Annotated in this window: 16 protein-coding genes; 8 read left to right on the top strand and 8 right to left on the bottom strand. The window is 47.9% G+C overall.

Annotated features, from left to right (window positions below; all coding sequences use genetic code 11):
* Positions 1-42 precede the first annotated feature (42 nt).
* The 8 genes from V7051_RS09775 to V7051_RS09740 all read right to left on the bottom strand — a co-directional run bounded on the left by V7051_RS09775 (position 43) and on the right by V7051_RS09740 (position 9346).
* Complete coding sequence (locus V7051_RS09775) at positions 43-471, bottom strand: DUF2721 domain-containing protein (protein ID WP_333874747.1); 429 nt, start codon at positions 469-471, stop codon at positions 43-45.
* Positions 471-1646 (bottom strand): NnrS family protein, encoded by a 1176-nt coding sequence (locus tag V7051_RS09770; RefSeq protein WP_333874748.1) that lies wholly within the window; start codon positions 1644-1646, stop codon positions 471-473. The genes V7051_RS09775 and V7051_RS09770 overlap by 1 nt, the downstream gene beginning before the upstream one ends.
* 52 nt (positions 1647-1698) lie before the next feature.
* Positions 1699-2433: a hypothetical protein gene (locus V7051_RS09765; RefSeq protein ID WP_333874749.1), complete on the bottom strand. Its 735-nt coding sequence runs from the start codon at positions 2431-2433 to the stop codon at positions 1699-1701.
* 31 nt (positions 2434-2464) lie between these two features.
* Positions 2465-2635: a rubredoxin gene (locus tag V7051_RS09760; protein WP_333874750.1), complete on the bottom strand. Its 171-nt coding sequence runs from the start codon at positions 2633-2635 to the stop codon at positions 2465-2467.
* A 50-nt stretch (positions 2636-2685) separates the two neighbouring features.
* Entirely contained in the window at positions 2686-3630 is a 945-nt protein-coding gene (gene rimK, locus V7051_RS09755) for a 30S ribosomal protein S6--L-glutamate ligase (RefSeq protein ID WP_333874751.1), read from the bottom strand.
* Positions 3631-3839: 209 nt separating this feature from the next.
* Entirely contained in the window at positions 3840-5267 is a 1428-nt protein-coding gene (lpdA, locus tag V7051_RS09750) for a dihydrolipoyl dehydrogenase (protein WP_333874752.1), read from the bottom strand.
* A gap of 4 nt (positions 5268-5271) precedes the next feature.
* Positions 5272-6519, bottom strand: coding sequence for a 2-oxoglutarate dehydrogenase complex dihydrolipoyllysine-residue succinyltransferase (odhB, locus tag V7051_RS09745; RefSeq protein ID WP_333874753.1), 1248 nt, complete (start codon positions 6517-6519; stop codon positions 5272-5274).
* A 1-nt stretch (position 6520) separates the two neighbouring features.
* Complete coding sequence (locus V7051_RS09740) at positions 6521-9346, bottom strand: 2-oxoglutarate dehydrogenase E1 component (RefSeq protein ID WP_442919648.1); 2826 nt, start codon at positions 9344-9346, stop codon at positions 6521-6523.
* A gap of 157 nt (positions 9347-9503) precedes the next feature.
* Between V7051_RS09740 and V7051_RS09735 the strand changes: the two genes are divergently transcribed.
* From V7051_RS09735 to V7051_RS09700, 8 genes are all read left to right on the top strand, one after another.
* Positions 9504-10265: a DUF2914 domain-containing protein gene (locus V7051_RS09735; protein WP_333874755.1), complete on the top strand. Its 762-nt coding sequence runs from the start codon at positions 9504-9506 to the stop codon at positions 10263-10265.
* A gap of 81 nt (positions 10266-10346) precedes the next feature.
* On the top strand, positions 10347-10661 hold the full coding sequence (locus V7051_RS09730) for an H-NS histone family protein (protein WP_333874756.1): 315 nt from the start codon (positions 10347-10349) through the stop codon (positions 10659-10661).
* 537 nt (positions 10662-11198) lie between these two features.
* On the top strand, positions 11199-11381 hold the full coding sequence (locus V7051_RS09725) for a hypothetical protein (protein ID WP_333874757.1): 183 nt from the start codon (positions 11199-11201) through the stop codon (positions 11379-11381).
* On the top strand, positions 11371-12039 hold the full coding sequence (locus V7051_RS09720; protein WP_333874758.1) for a cytochrome c oxidase assembly protein: 669 nt from the start codon (positions 11371-11373) through the stop codon (positions 12037-12039). Before V7051_RS09725 ends, V7051_RS09720 begins: the two co-directional genes overlap by 11 nt.
* Positions 12024-13187 (top strand): c-type cytochrome, encoded by a 1164-nt coding sequence (locus tag V7051_RS09715; RefSeq protein WP_333874759.1) that lies wholly within the window; start codon positions 12024-12026, stop codon positions 13185-13187. Before V7051_RS09720 ends, V7051_RS09715 begins: the two co-directional genes overlap by 16 nt.
* Positions 13184-14167: a cytochrome c oxidase subunit II gene (locus tag V7051_RS09710; protein ID WP_333874760.1), complete on the top strand. Its 984-nt coding sequence runs from the start codon at positions 13184-13186 to the stop codon at positions 14165-14167. The genes V7051_RS09715 and V7051_RS09710 overlap by 4 nt, the downstream gene beginning before the upstream one ends.
* A gap of 48 nt (positions 14168-14215) precedes the next feature.
* Positions 14216-16756, top strand: a complete 2541-nt coding sequence (ctaD, locus tag V7051_RS09705) for a cytochrome c oxidase subunit I (RefSeq protein ID WP_333874761.1) — start codon at positions 14216-14218, stop codon at positions 16754-16756.
* 2 nt (positions 16757-16758) lie between these two features.
* The gene (locus V7051_RS09700; protein ID WP_333874762.1) at positions 16759-17139 is read left to right on the top strand and encodes a hypothetical protein; all 381 of its coding nucleotides are present in this window, start codon (positions 16759-16761) and stop codon (positions 17137-17139) included.
* Positions 17140-17367: the final 228 nt, after the last annotated feature.

Genomic DNA, 17367 nt, shown 5'->3' with positions numbered 1-17367 from the left:
TCTTATTATAAACCTGCCGGCTAAGGCTGGTGAGGGGCGCGTTTATTTCACTCTTTCAATATGAATCATGGTCGCCCTCAAAGAAGCCAACACATCGATAAACAGGCAAACCATTGAGCTGAAAATAAATAACACGCTGAACACGACAAACAGAATCAAAATTTCAGCATTGATTTGATCGGTAAAGCGCAAAGCGATTGAACCCAGCATAAATACGCCGCTGCTTATCGCACTGCACAACAGCAAGCCGAAACTCCATTTGAGCACCTGACAGCGATACACCATGGTATTGAGTTCCCTTTCCAGCTTTTTACCGTTTTGACTGATCTTCAACTCATCGTAAATGTCTCTAACCCGGCCTATTGCGTGGGTATAACGGGCATTTAGAGTCAATACGAAAATGCCGATACTGGAAAACAAAACCAGTGAGCCGGTTATCAGCTCAACAATGCCATCCAATTTCGACAGCATTAACCCTCCTGACCGTCAATTCGGGCACTGGTTAATATAGGTGCATAAACAAAAACAAATAGCGAGAAGGCGGCAAGCCAGCAAAGGGTCGATACATAAATTAAATTTTCGTACCAGTGCGGCATTGCTATCGGCAATAAAACCCGGAACAACGCGGCGATATTAATCAAAATAAACGCAATGGCTATCGCATTGGAGGCCTTGAGCGCACGGCCGGTATGGCCTAACGATACCCTGGCCATCATGCCTAGGGTTAATACGCCGATTCCTCCCAGCGTAAAGGCGTGCAACGCCAACGACGGCTGCACTACAGAATAGGCCGATAATGCGGTCAATATAAATCCCAGGATGACCCAGCTGTAACCGGCATAAAGTACCCAGAGTAACGGCACATACCAGATGCGTTGTACATACCACCCTGCCAGTCGGGTAATGTTCACGATAACGGTAACAATCGCAGCCAAAGCTAACAAGGTTCCTGAAATGCCGAACAATTGCAGGCCAAAGACGATTACAACAGACGCCACAGACAAATTATCCAGCAACGGGTTCCTGATGATCAATGTTCCGGGTATGCCGCGTTCGGTAAAGAAAGGAAAAACGCGCCCGGCGACGATCAATATCAAGATGATGATTGTCGCAACGATCAGTTCGATTCCTGTTGTTGCTATGTTTTCTTGCCAGCCCAGCATTTCAGCATGGATTAAGCCGTTACCCAACGCCAAAAGCAGTAACAACCCTATAAAGAACATATTTTTAAACTGCTTTGCCTGGATGATAGGTTTGCTGACTTGATAAGCCAAGGCGGGCAAAAAAGAAAAATCCACCAGTGCAATCAAGGCGTCAGGCAACAAACCTGCATAAAACGGCAGGATGCGGCCATAAAGCCATAGCAGGCATAAGCTAGCCAATTGATCGCCGGTTAAGGTCGGTTTGCCGGTCCAGTTTTTAACTGCGGTTAACAAGAAACCGGCAATGACGGCTACGGCATAGCCCATCAGCATTTCGTGCGCATGCCAGTAGTTATCGGGATAATAATGTTCCGAGGTTAAAGTGCCATTGAATATGGCATTCCAAAAAACAATCAGAATCAGCGCCGCGAGGCCAGCTAACGCAAAAAAGGCTCTAAATCCAAGTGCAAAAAGTGGGTAATCAAAAATAGGTTGTGATTTCATTGCGATGTTTCCAGCCAGATCAGCTCAGCGTTCGATAATGCCGTAATTATACTCATTTCTTTATCAAAAGAGCCTTTTGTGTTTCCATGATGATTTTTTTTAGTTTACTTAAGACTTGCTGTTGCTGCTCTGGAGGTAGTTGACCGAATTCCTGTTCAAATTCGGTCAAGCTATAAGCCGGTTCACCGGCCGCATTACCGGATAAGTTAAGGCCGCAATCGCTAATGACGTGTTTAACAGGTTCGGCCGCACTATCTAATGGCATGGCGGCCGATAGAACCTTGCGTATCATGGTATTGATACGGATAAAAATGGACTGTCCGGTTAATATGTCATCGACGATGCGCTTGGCATATGCTTCGGTATAACCTTTTCGTTTTGAGTCAGGAAAAGTCTTCATTTGAATCGTAACAGGAGGATTTTTGTCGATTTGATATTCAAAATCAAAATCGCTGCCTTGCGAGGCGATCAAGCTGTCAGCCTCAATGGACACTTGCAAGGTATTGTCCTTGCAAGTGATTTCCAATCTGAGGTTGTCGTAAAGACCACGCGACGGCAGAGGTGCCAGAGCAAAGCTATAGGTTCGATTACTTAAGCGGTCGCTTTCTTGATGATAGCTCCAGGAATTGGCAGCGAAAACGTTGACAGGACAAGAAAACACCAGCGCCAAAATGAGGGTTTTAGCGGTTTTATTGAAGGACTTACAGTGAGAAAAAGCTATCGCTCTTGGCTCAAATCTCTTTGTCGGATTCATGTAGGCAATGCAAAAAGCACGGTTATGTTTCATTTTTGACGCCTCCTAATCCAAAAGTACCCGGTTATTCCAATAACTTAAAAAAACTTTTTGGAGCGCCGCATATCGGGCAAGCCCAGCTATCCGGAATATCCGCCCATCGGGTTTCCGGCGCAATACCGCTATCAGGATCGCCTTTGGCTTCATCATAAATATGCTCACATTCCAGACACTGGTATTTTTTAAAATCCGACATATTTTGCCTTCTTAAGTTAATAGTTGAGATATATTGAAAACCGGGCGCAGTTAACCTTTGCCGCGAGTACGGGTTCTAGCGCTGGTATTGGTGGGCGATTTGTCTTTAGAAATCTCCAGCGTTTCAAAGCGTTTTTCGATAAATTGAATAATTAAATCTGCAATATCCTTGCCGCTGGCAGCTTCGATGCCTTGCAGTCCGGGCGATGAGTTAACCTCCATAATGACTGGACCGTGGTTAGAGCGCAGCATATCGACACCGCACACGTTCAGGCCCATGATTTTTGCAGCTCGCACTGCGGTGGAACGTTCTTCAGGCGTCAAACGCACTAAAGTTGCAGAACCGCCGCGGTGTAAATTTGAACGAAACTCGCCTTCTGTTGCCTGGCGTTTCATCGCGGCGACGACCTTGTCGCCGACCACAAAGCAGCGAATGTCGCTGCCGCAGGCTTCCTTAATGAACTCCTGCACCATGATATTGGCTTTGAGTCCCATGAACGCCTGAATAACGCTCTCCGCCGCATTATGTGTTTCCGCCAATACCACGCCGATGCCTTGCGTACCTTCCAGCAATTTAATCACCAGTGGAGCGCCGCCGACTTGAGCGATTAAATCTTCAATATCGTCAGGATTATTCGCAAAACCCGTCACCGGCAGGCCGATTCCTTTTCTGGCAAGTAACTGGGTTGACCTTAATTTGTCGCGCGACCGGGATATGGCCACCGACTCGTTTAAAGGAAAAACATTCATCATTTCAAATTGTCTTAATACCGCAGTCCCGTAGAAAGTGACTGAAGCGCCAATCCTGGGAATAACAGCATCGAATCCGGTCAAGTCTTCACCCCGATAATGAATGGATGGATTATGCGAGGTAATGTTCATATAGCAACGCAATACATCCAGAACCCGTACCTTATGACCTCGTGCTTCTGCGGCTTTAACCAACTGAGAAGTCGAATACAGTTTGGGGTTGCGGGATAAAATAGCAATTTTCATAAAGACCTAGGTTCTCGATTCAATACATTTAAAGTAAAAGCATATTTTGACATGAAATAAGCCAGGATGCTTTAGAAATGGGCGCTAGGAAAACAGATACGGATTAGTGTTGACATATCAACTGAACGGCTGCCTATCAAGCCCAGGTTTGCAGAGCAAGCAAAGTTAAAACATGTTGGGGGAATGCAATAGCCGCGTCGGCTTCGTCGTTACTTCCTGTTTTTAAGCATAAGCGCCGCACCATGCAGGGCTTTTGCGAGGGTAGGGTGGGCGTGTATGGTTCTGGCCAAGTCTTCGCTGCTGGCGGAAAACTCCATGGCCAGCACGGCTTCTGCAATCATTTCTGAGGCTTGAACGCCAATAATATGCACGCCCAGTATCGCGTCGGTCTCTGCGTGAGCGATGATTTTAACCAGGCCCTCCGTTTGGCCCATGGCTTGAGCGCGAGCCGTGGTGCTTAACGGAAAGGTCCCGATTTTGATCGGTTCGCCCATGGCTCTTAAGGCTTGTTCGGTTTGACCTACCCAGGCAATTTCAGGATCGGTAAAAACAACGCTGGGCAGGAGACCGTAGTTGACGGGGTTGTGACGACCGGCAATTTGTTCGGCGACGAACAAACCCTCCTCTATGCCTTTATGGGCAATCATCGGGCCAAGCACGGTTAGGTCGCCTATCGCATAAACGCCGGGTAAATTGGTGCGGCAGTTTTCATCGACATGGACATAGCCGTTTTCATCCAGCAATAAATCGGCTTCGGCGGCAGCCAGGTTTTCTGTGTTGGGCTTACGGCCGGATGCAACGATCAGTTTATCGACACGCAGGGCATGAGTGCCTTCGCTATCCTGATATTCTATCGTAACTTTTTTGCTGCCTTTTTTAGCTGATATAACACGTGCGCCCAAGCGCAGTTCCAGTCCTTGTTCGCTGTAGATACGATAGGCTTCGCGTGCAATTTGCTGGTCGGCCAGGCTTAAAAAGGATTCCTGAGCTTCCAGCAGAATGGTTTCGGCGCCGAGCCGGTTCCAAATGCCTGCTAATTCGAGGCCTATAATGCCTGCACCGATAATAGCCAATCTCTTGGGTACGGCATCGAGATTCAATGCCATAGTGGAATCGATAATAAACTCGTTATCGATGGGTGCGCAGGATAAATCAATTGGGGAAGAGCCGGTGGCCAGGATAATATGCTTGGCTTCGATGAGTGATACGGCCGAATGGTCGCTTGGTGTGATTTGCACCAGATGCTCGTTGATCAGCTTGGCCTCTGCCTGAATGCAGTCGATCTTGTAATGAGCAAACGAGTCGGCGATTTGTCGGCTCAGTGAGTCAATAATATTGTTTTTACGCTGCATCATCAGCGCAATATCCAAAGAAACCGCTTCTGCCCGAATGCCGTGTTCTTTCAGGTTGTACGTGATTGATTGATAGAGTTTTGCGGATTCCAGCAGGGCGATAGATGCAACGCAACCGGCGTTCAGATAAGTGCCGCCCAGGCTGCTTTGACCTTGCTCATCATGCCAGTTATCGATACAGGCGGTTTTTAAGCCGAGCTGGGCGCATCTGATGGCGCTGGAATAGCCTGCGGGGCCTGCGCCGATGACAATGACATCAAACGATTTTGCTTGTTTCTTTGGCATGGTCTTATATGTTAAGCAATAGGTGAGCGGGCGCTTCCAGGCATTCTTTGATAGTGACTAAAAACTGCACGGCTTCCCGTCCGTCCACCAAGCGATGGTCATAGGATAAAGCAAGATACATAATCGGTCTGATAACAATCTGCCCGTTTTCAACGACAGGGCGCTCCTTGATGGCATGCATACCCAAGATAGCGCACTGCGGCGGATTGAGTATCGGTGTGGACAGCATCGAACCGAAAATGCCGCCGTTGGTAATGGTGAAGGTGCCGCCTTTCAAATCATCGTAAGTCAAGGTGCCGGACTTGGTCTTTGCGCCGAAATCGACAATGCTTTGTTCGATGCCGGCAAAGTCGAGTTGATCCGCATCGCGCAAGACCGGCACAATCAGGCCGCGCTCGGTGCTGACCGCAATGCCTATGTCGTAGTAGCCGTGATAGATAATATCGTTATCGTCTATGGAGGCGTTAATAGCTGGAAAGCGCTTTAAAGCTTCGATAGAAGCCTTAACAAAGAAAGACATAAAGCCCAGCTTGACATGGTGCTTTTTCTCAAAACGTTCTTTATATTGGTTGCGAAGATCAATCACGTTTTGCATGTTGACCTCATTAAATGTGGTCAGCATCGCCGCATTTTGCTGGGCTTGTAACAGGCGTTCGGCCACTTTGGCTCTTAGCCGGGTCATCGGAACGCGCTGTTCCGGCCGTAGATTTGAAATCCCTTTGCTTTCAATTACCAAAGGGGCCGGGGCGGGTGTTTCGGCTTCTTTTGGAGTTTCCGGTGGGGCTTTAGCTACAGGGACTATCAGCTGAGCTTCCTGCAGGGTTTTTTTATGCAGATAATCCAGTACATCGGTTTTAGTCAGGCGGCCGTCTTTTCCGGAACCTTTGATAGCGGAAGGTTCCAGCGCATTTTCGGCAATTAACCGGCGTACCGACGGGCTTAGCGGTATGTCGGACTCTTCCTCGTCATCAGCTTCAGGACTGGTTGCAACTGTTTTTGGGCCTTCCTCTACCGCTTGAGGTTCCAGCAAAGCCAGTATCTCGCCACCGACAACAATAGAGCCGTCTTCCTTGAGTATTTTGCCGAGAATGCCGGATTCCGGGGCGGGGACTTCAAGCACAACTTTGTCTGTTTCAAGGTCGACGAGGTTTTCGTTCTTGATAACAGTATCGCCGGGCTGCTTATGCCAAGTGATCAGCGTTGCATCGGAAACGGATTCGGGTAGGTTGGGAACTAGGACTTCAATGCTCATATTATTTTCCTGAAGGTTTGCCATAAAGGGCCGATTGAACGACAGCTTTTTGTTGTTCTATATGGACACGGAAATTACCGACAGCCGGCGCTGCGGATGCCTCTCGACCGGCATAGGTCATGCTGATTTTGGAACCGATATTGTCGGAAAAATGATGTCTCGATTGATACCAGACCCCTTGGTTTTGGGGTTCTTCCTGACACCAGATGAATTCTTTAAGCTGTGGGTATTTACTGATTTCCGCTTTAAAGAGCTCATCGGGAAAGGGGTAGAGCTGTTCTATACGAGCAATAGCGACGTGTTTAAGGTCATCCTGACGCCGTGTTTCCAGTAGGTCGTAATAGACTTTGCCTGCACACATGACAAGGCGGGTCACTTTTTTCGGGTTGATGTCGTCCTGCTCACCAATAACGGGCAGGAATTGACCGTTTGTAAGATCTTCCAGTGTGGAAATCGCAAGCTTATGCCGCAACAGACTCTTGGGGCTCATCACTATCAACGGTTTCCGATAACAACGCAGCATTTGGCGACGCAGCAGGTGAAATATTTGCGCAGGCGTAGTTGGACAGCAAACCTGCATATTATGTTCGGCACACAATTGCAGATAACGTTCCAGCCGGGCGGAGGAGTGTTCCGGTCCCTGGCCTTCAAAGCCGTGCGGAAGCAGCATCACCAGATTGCACATGCGTCCCCATTTGGTTTCGCCGGAACTGATGAACTGGTCGATAACCACTTGCGCGCCATTGGCAAAATCGCCGAATTGCGCTTCCCAGATAACCAGGGTATTCGGCATCGTCGAACTGTAGCCGTATTCGAAACCTAATACGCCCGCTTCGGAAAGCAGGGAATCAAAGATTTGGGCAATGCCTTGATCTTTGTCCAAATGTTTAAGCGGTGTATAGGTTTTATTATGCAGTTGATTATGCAGCACAGCATGGCGATGCACAAAGGTGCCGCGACCGACATCCTGCCCGGTCAGACGAACATTGTACTGTTCCATCAACAGCGTCGCGTAGGCCATGTTTTCGGCAAAGCCCCAATCCAGAGGCATGGCTCCTGCCGCCATTTTACGGCGGTTGTCCATGACTTTGGCGACTCTGGGGTGCATCTCGAAACCGGCCGGCAGGCGTTGCATCCTGTCGCTGCAAAAGCGTAGACGATCCATCGAAACCGAAGAATTACAGGGATACTTCCAGTCGGTGCCAAGAAATTTATTCCATTGATGGGTATAGGGATACGGGCCATTGGCTAGGATGGGCCTGGAAACAACTTCGCCGGCTTCCAACTGCTTTTGATAATTTTGCTCCAGCTCTGTCGCTTGTTCAGCACTGATAAGCCCGGCTTTGATCAGTTTTTCTGCATAAAGTTTTCGCGTCGTCTTCAGTTTGCGGATTTTTTTATACATCAATGGCTGAGTGGTCGAAGGCTCATCGGCTTCGTTATGTCCAAGTCTGCGATAGCAAATAAGATCAATGACCACATCTTTATTAAAGGTCATCCGGTAGTCCATTGCCAGTTGGGTGACAAATATAACGGCATCGGGGTCATCGCCGTTGACGTGAAAAACCGGCGCCTGAATCATGCTGGCTACATCGGTGCAATAAAGCGTTGAGCGTGCATCCAGCGGATTACTGGTCGTAAAGCCGATTTGATTGTTAATGACAATATGAACGGTTCCGCCGGTAGAAAAGGCGCGGGTCTGCGACATATTCAATGTTTCCATGATGATGCCTTGGCCGGAAAAAGCCGCATCGCCATGGATTAAAATAGGGATTACCGTATTTATGCCGTTTATTCCGGCTCTGTCCTGACGGGCTTTTACCGAACCTTCAACAACCGGGTTGATGATCTCCAGATGCGACGGGTTGAATGCCAGCGTTATATGAGCAGGACCGCCGGGTGTGCTGATATCGGATGAAAATCCCATATGATATTTTACATCACCGGTGCTGACGCCCGGAGAAAGCGGTGATGTACCGGCAAACTCATTAAACAGGCTGGCAGGACTTTTGCCAAGAATGTTGACCAGCACATTTAACCGGCCTCGGTGGGCCATGCCAATTACAATCTCATTAACGCCTTTTGCACCAAACCCTTGCGTTAACTCATCCAGAATCGGAATCAGCGATTCGCCGCCTTCCAGCGAAAAACGTTTTTGACCGACAAAGCGATTATGTAAATGGCTTTCTATACCTTCAGCGGCAGTCAATAGCTTAAGCGTCCAGAGTTTTTTTTCAGGCTCCAGTTCTAAATTGGATTTAGAACTTTCCAGGCGGTTTATGATCCAGCGCCTGATATGGGTATCGGCTATATGCATATATTCAGAGCCGATGCTGCCGCAGTAAATCTCTTGCAGATTGGCAATAATGTCGCGTAAAGGCAGTCGGTCGACACCGTAAAGCGCGCCGGTATCGAACAAGGTGTCCATATCAGGCTCGGAGAGACCGTAATAAGCCGGATCCATATCGGGAGGAGGTGGCAAGGTTTTGCCTAACGGATTGTTGGCGGCAATCTGATGGCCGCGAACCCGGTAATGATTAATAAGCCGGGCGACAGCCGATTGTTTCTTGACGCTTTCTTCGGTAAAGCCTTGTAATTTCGCCAGTCTGCCTTGGGATTTAAGCGCAAGTTGCGCAAAGCGTTCTACGACAGGGCTATGAGGTGTCTCAAAATCAGCGCCGTTGTGAATTTCGTTGAATTTTTTTTGCCAGCTGGGCTCGACCGAGTCAGGGTCTTCCAGGAAGCGTTCATACAAGTTCTCAACAAAGCCGGCATTGCTACCATAGAGAGAAGAAGAATCTTGAAAAAGTTTAAGCAGCTTACTCATCATGAACATCCAATTTATTCTGTAAGGATTTTGTCTTTGTCTGAACTCTTAAGTAGTATATTACCAATGTTTAACGCATTCGCTGACTAAAATATGCAATGCTGAGCTAACAAAGACAACTCATTGTTTTCACCTAAAGTATGGCTCATGTGATTTTATGACAAACAAAAGAAATATTGTAATTAAAGTTAAATATCCCTCGTCAGGAAAAGAGACGGAGGATTTTCAGCCTAAAATGATAACCGAATGGAATGTTAAAAGAATATTGTTTGCCGCCGGTGCGCTGGTTTTAATTTTAGCGGTACTGTTTTATGCCATTAATAATGATACGCAAAAAAATGATTCAGACAGTTCTGAGTTAGTAGTTAATACGATAGAAGAAAAGGTAATGCCCTCGGTTAAAATTCAAGAGGCTGAAATAAAAGAAACGGATATATCCAAACAGGTAGGAGCCCAAAATAACTCTCGGATTAAGCCGCCAATAGAATCCAATAAGAAAAACAAACCAACTGCCGACATTACCGTTAAGCAAGCTATAAAGAAACAACCAAATGAAAAAGTTAATAAAGATATTGAATATTCAAAGGCTAATCATAATGTAATAAGGGCCGTATTAACTTACGATATTAATAATAAAGAGCCGACAGGAGAAATAGGGCGAATTGTTGATGCCGTTAGAAATAAACCGAAATCGGTCTATTACTTTACTGAATTAAAAGCAATGAAAGGTCACAAGGTTTATCACGAGTGGTTGAAAAACGGCGTGCTTGTTTCCAAGAAGAAGTTAATTATATCGGGTGATATATGGCGCACATCAAGCCGCAAGTTATTGACTGATTCTGAAAAAGGTAACTGGACTGTAAGACTGGTTGATGAGCACGGCCAATTATTAAATGAAAAGTCTTTTAAAGTTGAATAATTTTATATAGGATATTTAATATATTCATAATTATATAATAATGATATAATTATTATATAATTTTAACTTTAAGGACTTAAAATGACCGAATATCAAAATCTTTCTGAGAGTGAATTGCAAGCTGTTATTGAAAATGCAGAAAAAGCATTAAAAAATAAACAAGCTAATAAACGCAAAGAAGTTATAGCGCAGATTAAAGAATTGGCAGCCTCTATTGATGTCGTGGTAGAAATTCATGAACCTGAGAAAAAGCCCGCTCGCAAGGGCGCAAAGGTTGCTATTAAATATCGCCATCCTGATGACGATGATAAAACATGGACAGGTCGCGGAGTAGCGCCAAAATGGATGCAGGAATTACTGAACTCAGGACATGATCGCTCCGAGTTTGAAATATAAAGTTTACGATATATCTAACGATACGCGCGATGAAACGCTGAGTTCCGGCTCGATGCGTTTCATCGTGGATATAAACTTTTCAGTGTAAACTTCTGATAAAAAATATCCAATCTCATAAACCGATTCAGGCTGGTTTACGGTTACGAATTGATATTATGGCCGGTTACACGGATCACTCTATTAAGCGAACGTTTTTAACACAGCATCAATTACCTGAAAAACCAAGCTGAACCGGCCAACCATCAGCCGGGTACTCATCCTCATATTGCGAAAGTCCTTCCAGATTTTATCTGCTTCCATCGTGCTCGGCCGGTTATATATCCGTCATAAGTCAATACCTGTTGACGTTTTTGGCGGTCATTACTGCTTTCGTCAGTGCGATACCGTACAGACGGTAACGAACGCCTGGACATATTCTCGACTCAACAAAAACTACCTTATGTATATGTGGTACAGGGTTTCGAAGGCGCGCGATTATATTCATGATAGCCAATAGGCCGCTCTGCTACATCAATAGATTTAATTGGGGAGAGACTAATGAGCTTAATTCGAATAATTTTCACCTCATCCCTGTCAGTCGCTAGTCTGGAAACAGACTCCGAAAATCCAAGTGCTCCTGGCCGGGGCGGTTATATAACCGAAAAGTTAAAAGTATTTTTCGATCATATTGATTGGAAAGATGCCTGGATACAGCCAGGAGAAATTGCAAATGCAAGCTAATCGATTAAAGCCATTTATGGCCATGGAATTGGCGGCCTTGTCCTTGCTGGTATTACTGGGACTTTGCTATGTCCAAGTTGCAGGTGTTTTTTCACGCCATATGATTATCCATATCGCGCTGATGACCGTTATTGCACCCGTTTTAGCAAGTTTGCTTTTAAAGCTGCGTTATTCACCAGACAAACCGGCAAGTGCGGCAACGCTGTTCGCGGCCATTGTTCTGCAAACTGCTTTGTTGTTTGCATGGCATTCGCCGCCAGGTATCGGACTGGCGATGGAAGGACACGCCGGTGCTTTACTGATGCAAGCAACCCTGCTGTTTTCGGCCTTATGGTTTTGGCTCACAGTCTTCAACCAGACTGGCGAACATCTCTGGCGGGCGGTTATTGCGCTGTTGTTGACCGGCAAGCTGCTTTGTTTAATTGCCGTATTGCTGATATTTGCGCCGCATGTGCTTTACAGTTTGGCACCCACCAATATGACTATTGAGCTCGCCGACCAGCAGCTGGCTGGACTATTGATGGTTAGTGTTTGCCCGATCACTTACGTACTCGCTGCGGTTGCGCTGATTTCCCGCTGGTTCCAAACGCTGTGCGATCAAAGTGATGTTGCGCCGCAGGCGCTTGCAATGGAAAGCAGCTCATGGCAGAGCCGATAAAAAGCCGTTTACGTAAATTGTTGCCTTGGGCGCTTGGACTTTTTGCCGGGGGTATTGTGCTTGTTCTTGCTATTGCATATTCGGGTATTTTCAACGTGGCGGCCAGTGCTGGGCATCCGGAGTTGCTTGAGTGGCTTTTAACGCTGGGCAAGAGTCGATCGGTTATAGTCAATAGCAAGCCTGTTGACGCGCCTGAGCTGAATCTTACCGAGCTAGTGCCGCTTGGGGCTGCACACTTTCAAGGAGGATGCGCCACCTGCCACGGGGTGCCGGGACAATCGGTCAACCCGGTTTACGATCAGATGTTGCCGCAGCCTCCCGACTTACAGATTCATGCGCCTATGTGGAAGCGTGAACAACTGTTTTGGATGGTGCGCCATGGTATTCAATTCACCGGCATGCCGGCTTGGAGCGGCGACAAGCGCGATGACGAAGTTTGGGCTGTAGTTGCTTTTTTGGAAGCGCTGCCTTCAATGAAGCCGGAAGATTATCGACGCTATGCGCGAGGTAATGCCCAAGATAATATCGAAACTCAAAATTACGCAGCTAGAGAGTTTGCCGATAAGGGCAGGGCCAAGATAAATATCACCGCCTGTAACCGCTGCCATGACACAGAAGATGCGCAGCCGACAAGTCCGTATGTGCCTCGGCTTGGCGGCCAGGCTAAAGCTTATCTAAAAAGGGCGTTACACGAATACCATAACGATTTGCGCCAAAGCGGCTTTATGGAACCTATTGCCGGTGAACTCGATGATGAACATATTAATCGTTTGACGGACTATTACGCGTCCCTAACGGTTCCTGTCAATAATCCCGCCCAATATCCATCTTCGCCAAAGCTGGAGCTGGGTCGCCAACTGGCGGAGAACGGCGACCGGTCGCTCAAGATTCCGGCTTGCCTGTCCTGCCATGGCGTTAATAAGCGTCCGGATTATCCTCGTCTGGCAGGTCAACCTGAACAGTACCTCAGGCAGCAATTGCAGGTATTACGCCAGGGTATCCGAGCAAAAACGTCATACGGCTTGCTTATGACCACTATTGCCAGGCGCTTGACCGAACAACAGGCCGAAGCCGCGGCGGCGTTCTTCGCAAGTCAATCATTGGCGGAACGCGTTGATCACAAAGCAGGAGAGGGCTTGCGGCAATGAGATATGCAATTAACAAAACGCTTTGCGTCATGGCTTTGCTGGTCATAGCGGGCTGTGGTGACAAGCAATCGGCGTTTGCAGGACTAGGGCCGGTTTCATCGCGGATTACGCTGTTAATCTGGATCATGTTTATTGGGGCCGCGTTGATAACGGTTTTAATATCCGTGCTGATGTTGATTTCAATAACCGGTCCTGCCGGTTGGCGTCACAAACTTGCCGGTGAAAAAAGTATTGTTTGGGGGGGGATTGTTTTTCCGGTAGTCACCTTAACCGCTCTATTGATTTACGGTTTTTTGATTTTAAAAGCCGGGGCAACGTTGGTCCATGCCGAAGATCCGGTACATATTTCGGTGGTAGGCGAGCAATGGTGGTGGCGGGTTATCTATCGGCACGACGATGGACATACCACAGAAAGCGCCAATGAACTGCGCATTCCTACAGGACGCTCTGTTGAAATCAAGTTATCGACTGCGGATGTAATTCACAGCTTCTGGATACCTGCGTATGCCGGCAAGATCGACATGATCCCCGGGCGTATTAATACCCTGCATTTCAGCGCAGATAAGCCCGGCATCGCTACTGGGCAATGCGCAGAGTATTGCGGCGGCGCCCATGCTTTGATGTCATTTTATACAGTGGCTATGGCGCCTTCCGACTATGAAGCCTGGGTTGCCAAGGAGCGGGCGAACGCCCGACAGGATTTTCAAAGCGAAGGCGAACAACTGTTTTTATCCAGCGGATGCGGTGGTTGCCATACGATTCGCGGCAGCCAAGCGGACGGAAAAATAGGACCGGATTTGACCCATGTTGGCAATAGGCTGTCGCTAGGAGCCGGCATTTTACCAAATACTACGGAAAGTTTTGCCAAATGGATTAGTCAGCACCAGACGATTAAACCGGAAAATTTGATGCCGCCTTTCGATATTTTTTCTGAAAACGAGCTTCAGTCCTTAGCGGCTTATCTAAACGGCTTGGAGTAATTGCAATGTTTAATATAGTTCAGCCGTTAATTCCGTGAGGAGGAATGAGTGACAAAAATAACCGAAGAAAAAGCCGCGCTACCCAACATCTCACCGCGGCCGGAAGGTGAAGAGGAAGAATTGCTGCGCATTTGGGAAGCCCCGACCGGGTGGAGGTGGTTCACTGCGGTCAATAACACGACAGTGGGCTTGCTTTATATTGGCGCCGCGTTTACTTTTTTTGTTCTCGCCGGCCTGATTGCTTTGGTCATGCGCACGCAACTTGCCGTACCGGAGAACCATCTGGTCAGCCAGGATTTATACAACCAGCTTTTTACCATGCATGGCACCACTATGATGTTTTTGTTCGCGGTGCCGGCCATGGAGGCGCTGGGGGTGCTGTTGCTGCCGCAAATGCTGGCCGCCAGGGATTTGCCGTTTCCAAGGCTCAGTGCGTTTGCAGTTTGGGCCTATATCATTGGAGGCGGAGTATTTTTCAGCACGATTTTTTACGATCTGGCGCCCAAAGGCGGCTGGTTTATGTATCCGCCTTTAACATTAAAGGAATATTCTCCCGGCGATAATGCCGATTTTTGGCTGCTGGGTATAGGTTTTATTGAAATCTCGGCCATCGCCGGGGCGATTGAGATTATTGTCGGCATTTTACGAACCCGCCCGCCCGGCATGTCGCTTGATAAGCTGCCTATTTTCGGCTGGGCCATGCTGGTTTTTGCTGGCATGATTGTAGTGGCGTTCCCGGCGGTGATTCTTGCAACGATGTATTTGGAGATCGAGCGGTCTTTCGGCTGGCCGTTTTTTAGTGCCGCAGGCGGTGGCGATCCGTTGTTGTGGCAACATTTATTCTGGTTTTTCGGCCATCCGGAAGTGTACATTATCTTCCTGCCTGCGGCCGGGTTGGTGTCGATGATTGTGCCAACCATGGCGCGCGCACCACTGATTGGTTACAAGCTGATTGTCGTCGCCCTGATTGCCACCGGTTTTTTCAGTTTCGGCTTGTGGGTGCATCATATGTTCGCTACCGGCATTCCCTCCCTCAGTCTGGCTTTTTTTTCCGCAACGAGCATGGCGGTCGCGGTGCCGTCCGGCATCCAGGTTTTTTCCTGGATTGGTACCATAGCTTCGGCTAAAGGACGTTTTCTGTTGTCAACCCCCTCGCTTTTCGTGCTGGGGATGCTGTTTATTTTTACGGTCGGCGGGCTGACCGGCGTAATGGTCGCGATGGTTCCGTTCGACTGGCAGGCACACGATACCCATTTTATCGTTGCCCATCTGCATTATGTATTGGTCGGCGGCATGGTGTTTCCGCTGTTTGCAACCTTTTACTATTGGGCGCCGATGGTCAGTACACGAATGCTGTCCGAGCGGCTCGGAAAATGGTCTTTTTGGCTGATGTTTATTGGTTTTAATGTGACTTTCTTGCACATGCATATCACCGGCCTGATCGGCATGCCACGCCGGGTATGGACGTATTCAGAGGCGTCAGGCTGGGGGCCGTATAATTTTGCATCAACGGTGGGCGCTTATATCATCGGTGCCGGGGTGCTGGTTTTTATCATCGACGTGATGCGAAATTTTCGGGTCGGGCAGCACGGCATGAGCAATCCCTGGCAAGCCGGAACCCTGGAATGGCTACCTACGGATGTGTATTCCACTCGCTCGATTCCTCATATCACAAGCCGTGAGCCCTTGTGGGAGCAACCCAATCTGGCGGAGCAGGTCGAGGCGGGCGAGCATTATTTGCCCAATGCCCCAACCGGCGGCCGAGAGACGATTGTCACCTCCGCGATTGAAGCCAAGCCGCAATATGTGATCCAAATGCTCGGTCCAAGCTGGACGCATTTCTTCGCCGCGGTCTTTACCGCCGCCTGCTTTCTATTACTGACGATCAAGGTGGTTGTACCGGCGCTGGTTTGTGCGGTGCTGGCTATTGTCAGCTTTCTGGTTTGGGCATGGGAACTCGATAAAGGTCCTGCCAAAGGGCCGGTGGATATCGGTGCCGGGTTTAAGCTTCCGGTTTATGTCACCGGTCCGGTCGGTCATGGCTGGTGGGCCATGGTTATCCTGATGCTCGTTGCCGGCTCGCTTTATTTCGCTTATTTGTTTTCTTATCTTTATACCTGGACGGTATCACCCGGAGTTTGGCCCTCCGATACAGAGAGCTTACCCGGCTTACAGTGGCCGGCCGTGAGCGCATTGTTGTTTATTACAGGTGCGGTATTTTTTGCCGTGGCAAAGAGAACGCTGCCGGAACCGGGTAAAAAGCATTTATTGACGCCTCTGTTAGTGCTACTCGGCGCATTATCGACTGTACTTGCAGTGTGTCTGGAGATAGGGTGCCAGTGGCAGGCGGGCCTTAGCCCTGAAAAATCAAGCTATGGAGCATTAGTGTATATGGCCGGTATTTTAGACGGTCAGCTGGTTTTTGCTGTGCTGCTCATGTCGCTGTTTGTTATCGCGCGGCATTTTACCGGCAAGCTCGACCGAGTGCGTTTTGCCAGTCTTGAGAATACTAATTTACTGGCTTATTACACCGCGGCTCAAGCGCTGATCGGTCTTCTGGTAATTCATGGTTTCCCGAGAATGATTTAATTATGACAACATCAAATCAGCAATTTTCTGAGAAATTCATTGGCATAGCTTTGTTTTCTCTAGCCGGTCCTTTCATTTGGGTCTTGCATTTTGCCGTTGTGTACGGGGTTCAACATGCTGCCTGTGTCACGCTCGGAATTCGAGCCGACTTTTGGGTAGAAACCGCTGTTATTGTGATAACCGTTGTGGCGTTGCTGGCGTTAGTGTTGTTAATCGCCAAGCCCGATATTTTGCAGCGTCTGGATAGAGATCAGATCAGACAAGAAACCACGCGAGTATTTTTCTCAGGCGCTATGCGTTTACTGGCATTATTATCTTTTTTTGGTGTTTTATGGTCGGGTATCGCCTTATTTTTCCTGCCCGCATGCGGTTCACTTGCATGACATACTGATAAGTTGGGAGGCATCGGTTCCATATTTCCAGCATCATATTTTATTCCCCATTTTTTCAACTTTTGCCTAACCCGTATTAAAGTTTATCAAATCATTGATTTACACAGCGTCTTCAAAAAGTTTCATTCCGATCAGAGCCGTATTTTTCTGCCTTTAAATTCAAAACAAGACCAATTGTTTTATATCCATCCAATTTTTTCCCTCTCCGAAAACACCTAT

The organism is Methylobacter sp., assembly GCF_036845245.1.
Lineage (GTDB): Bacteria > Pseudomonadota > Gammaproteobacteria > Methylococcales > Methylomonadaceae > Methylobacter_A.
The sequence above is the reverse complement of the archived record's forward strand: the minus strand, read 5'-3'. Positions and strand labels throughout refer to the sequence as shown.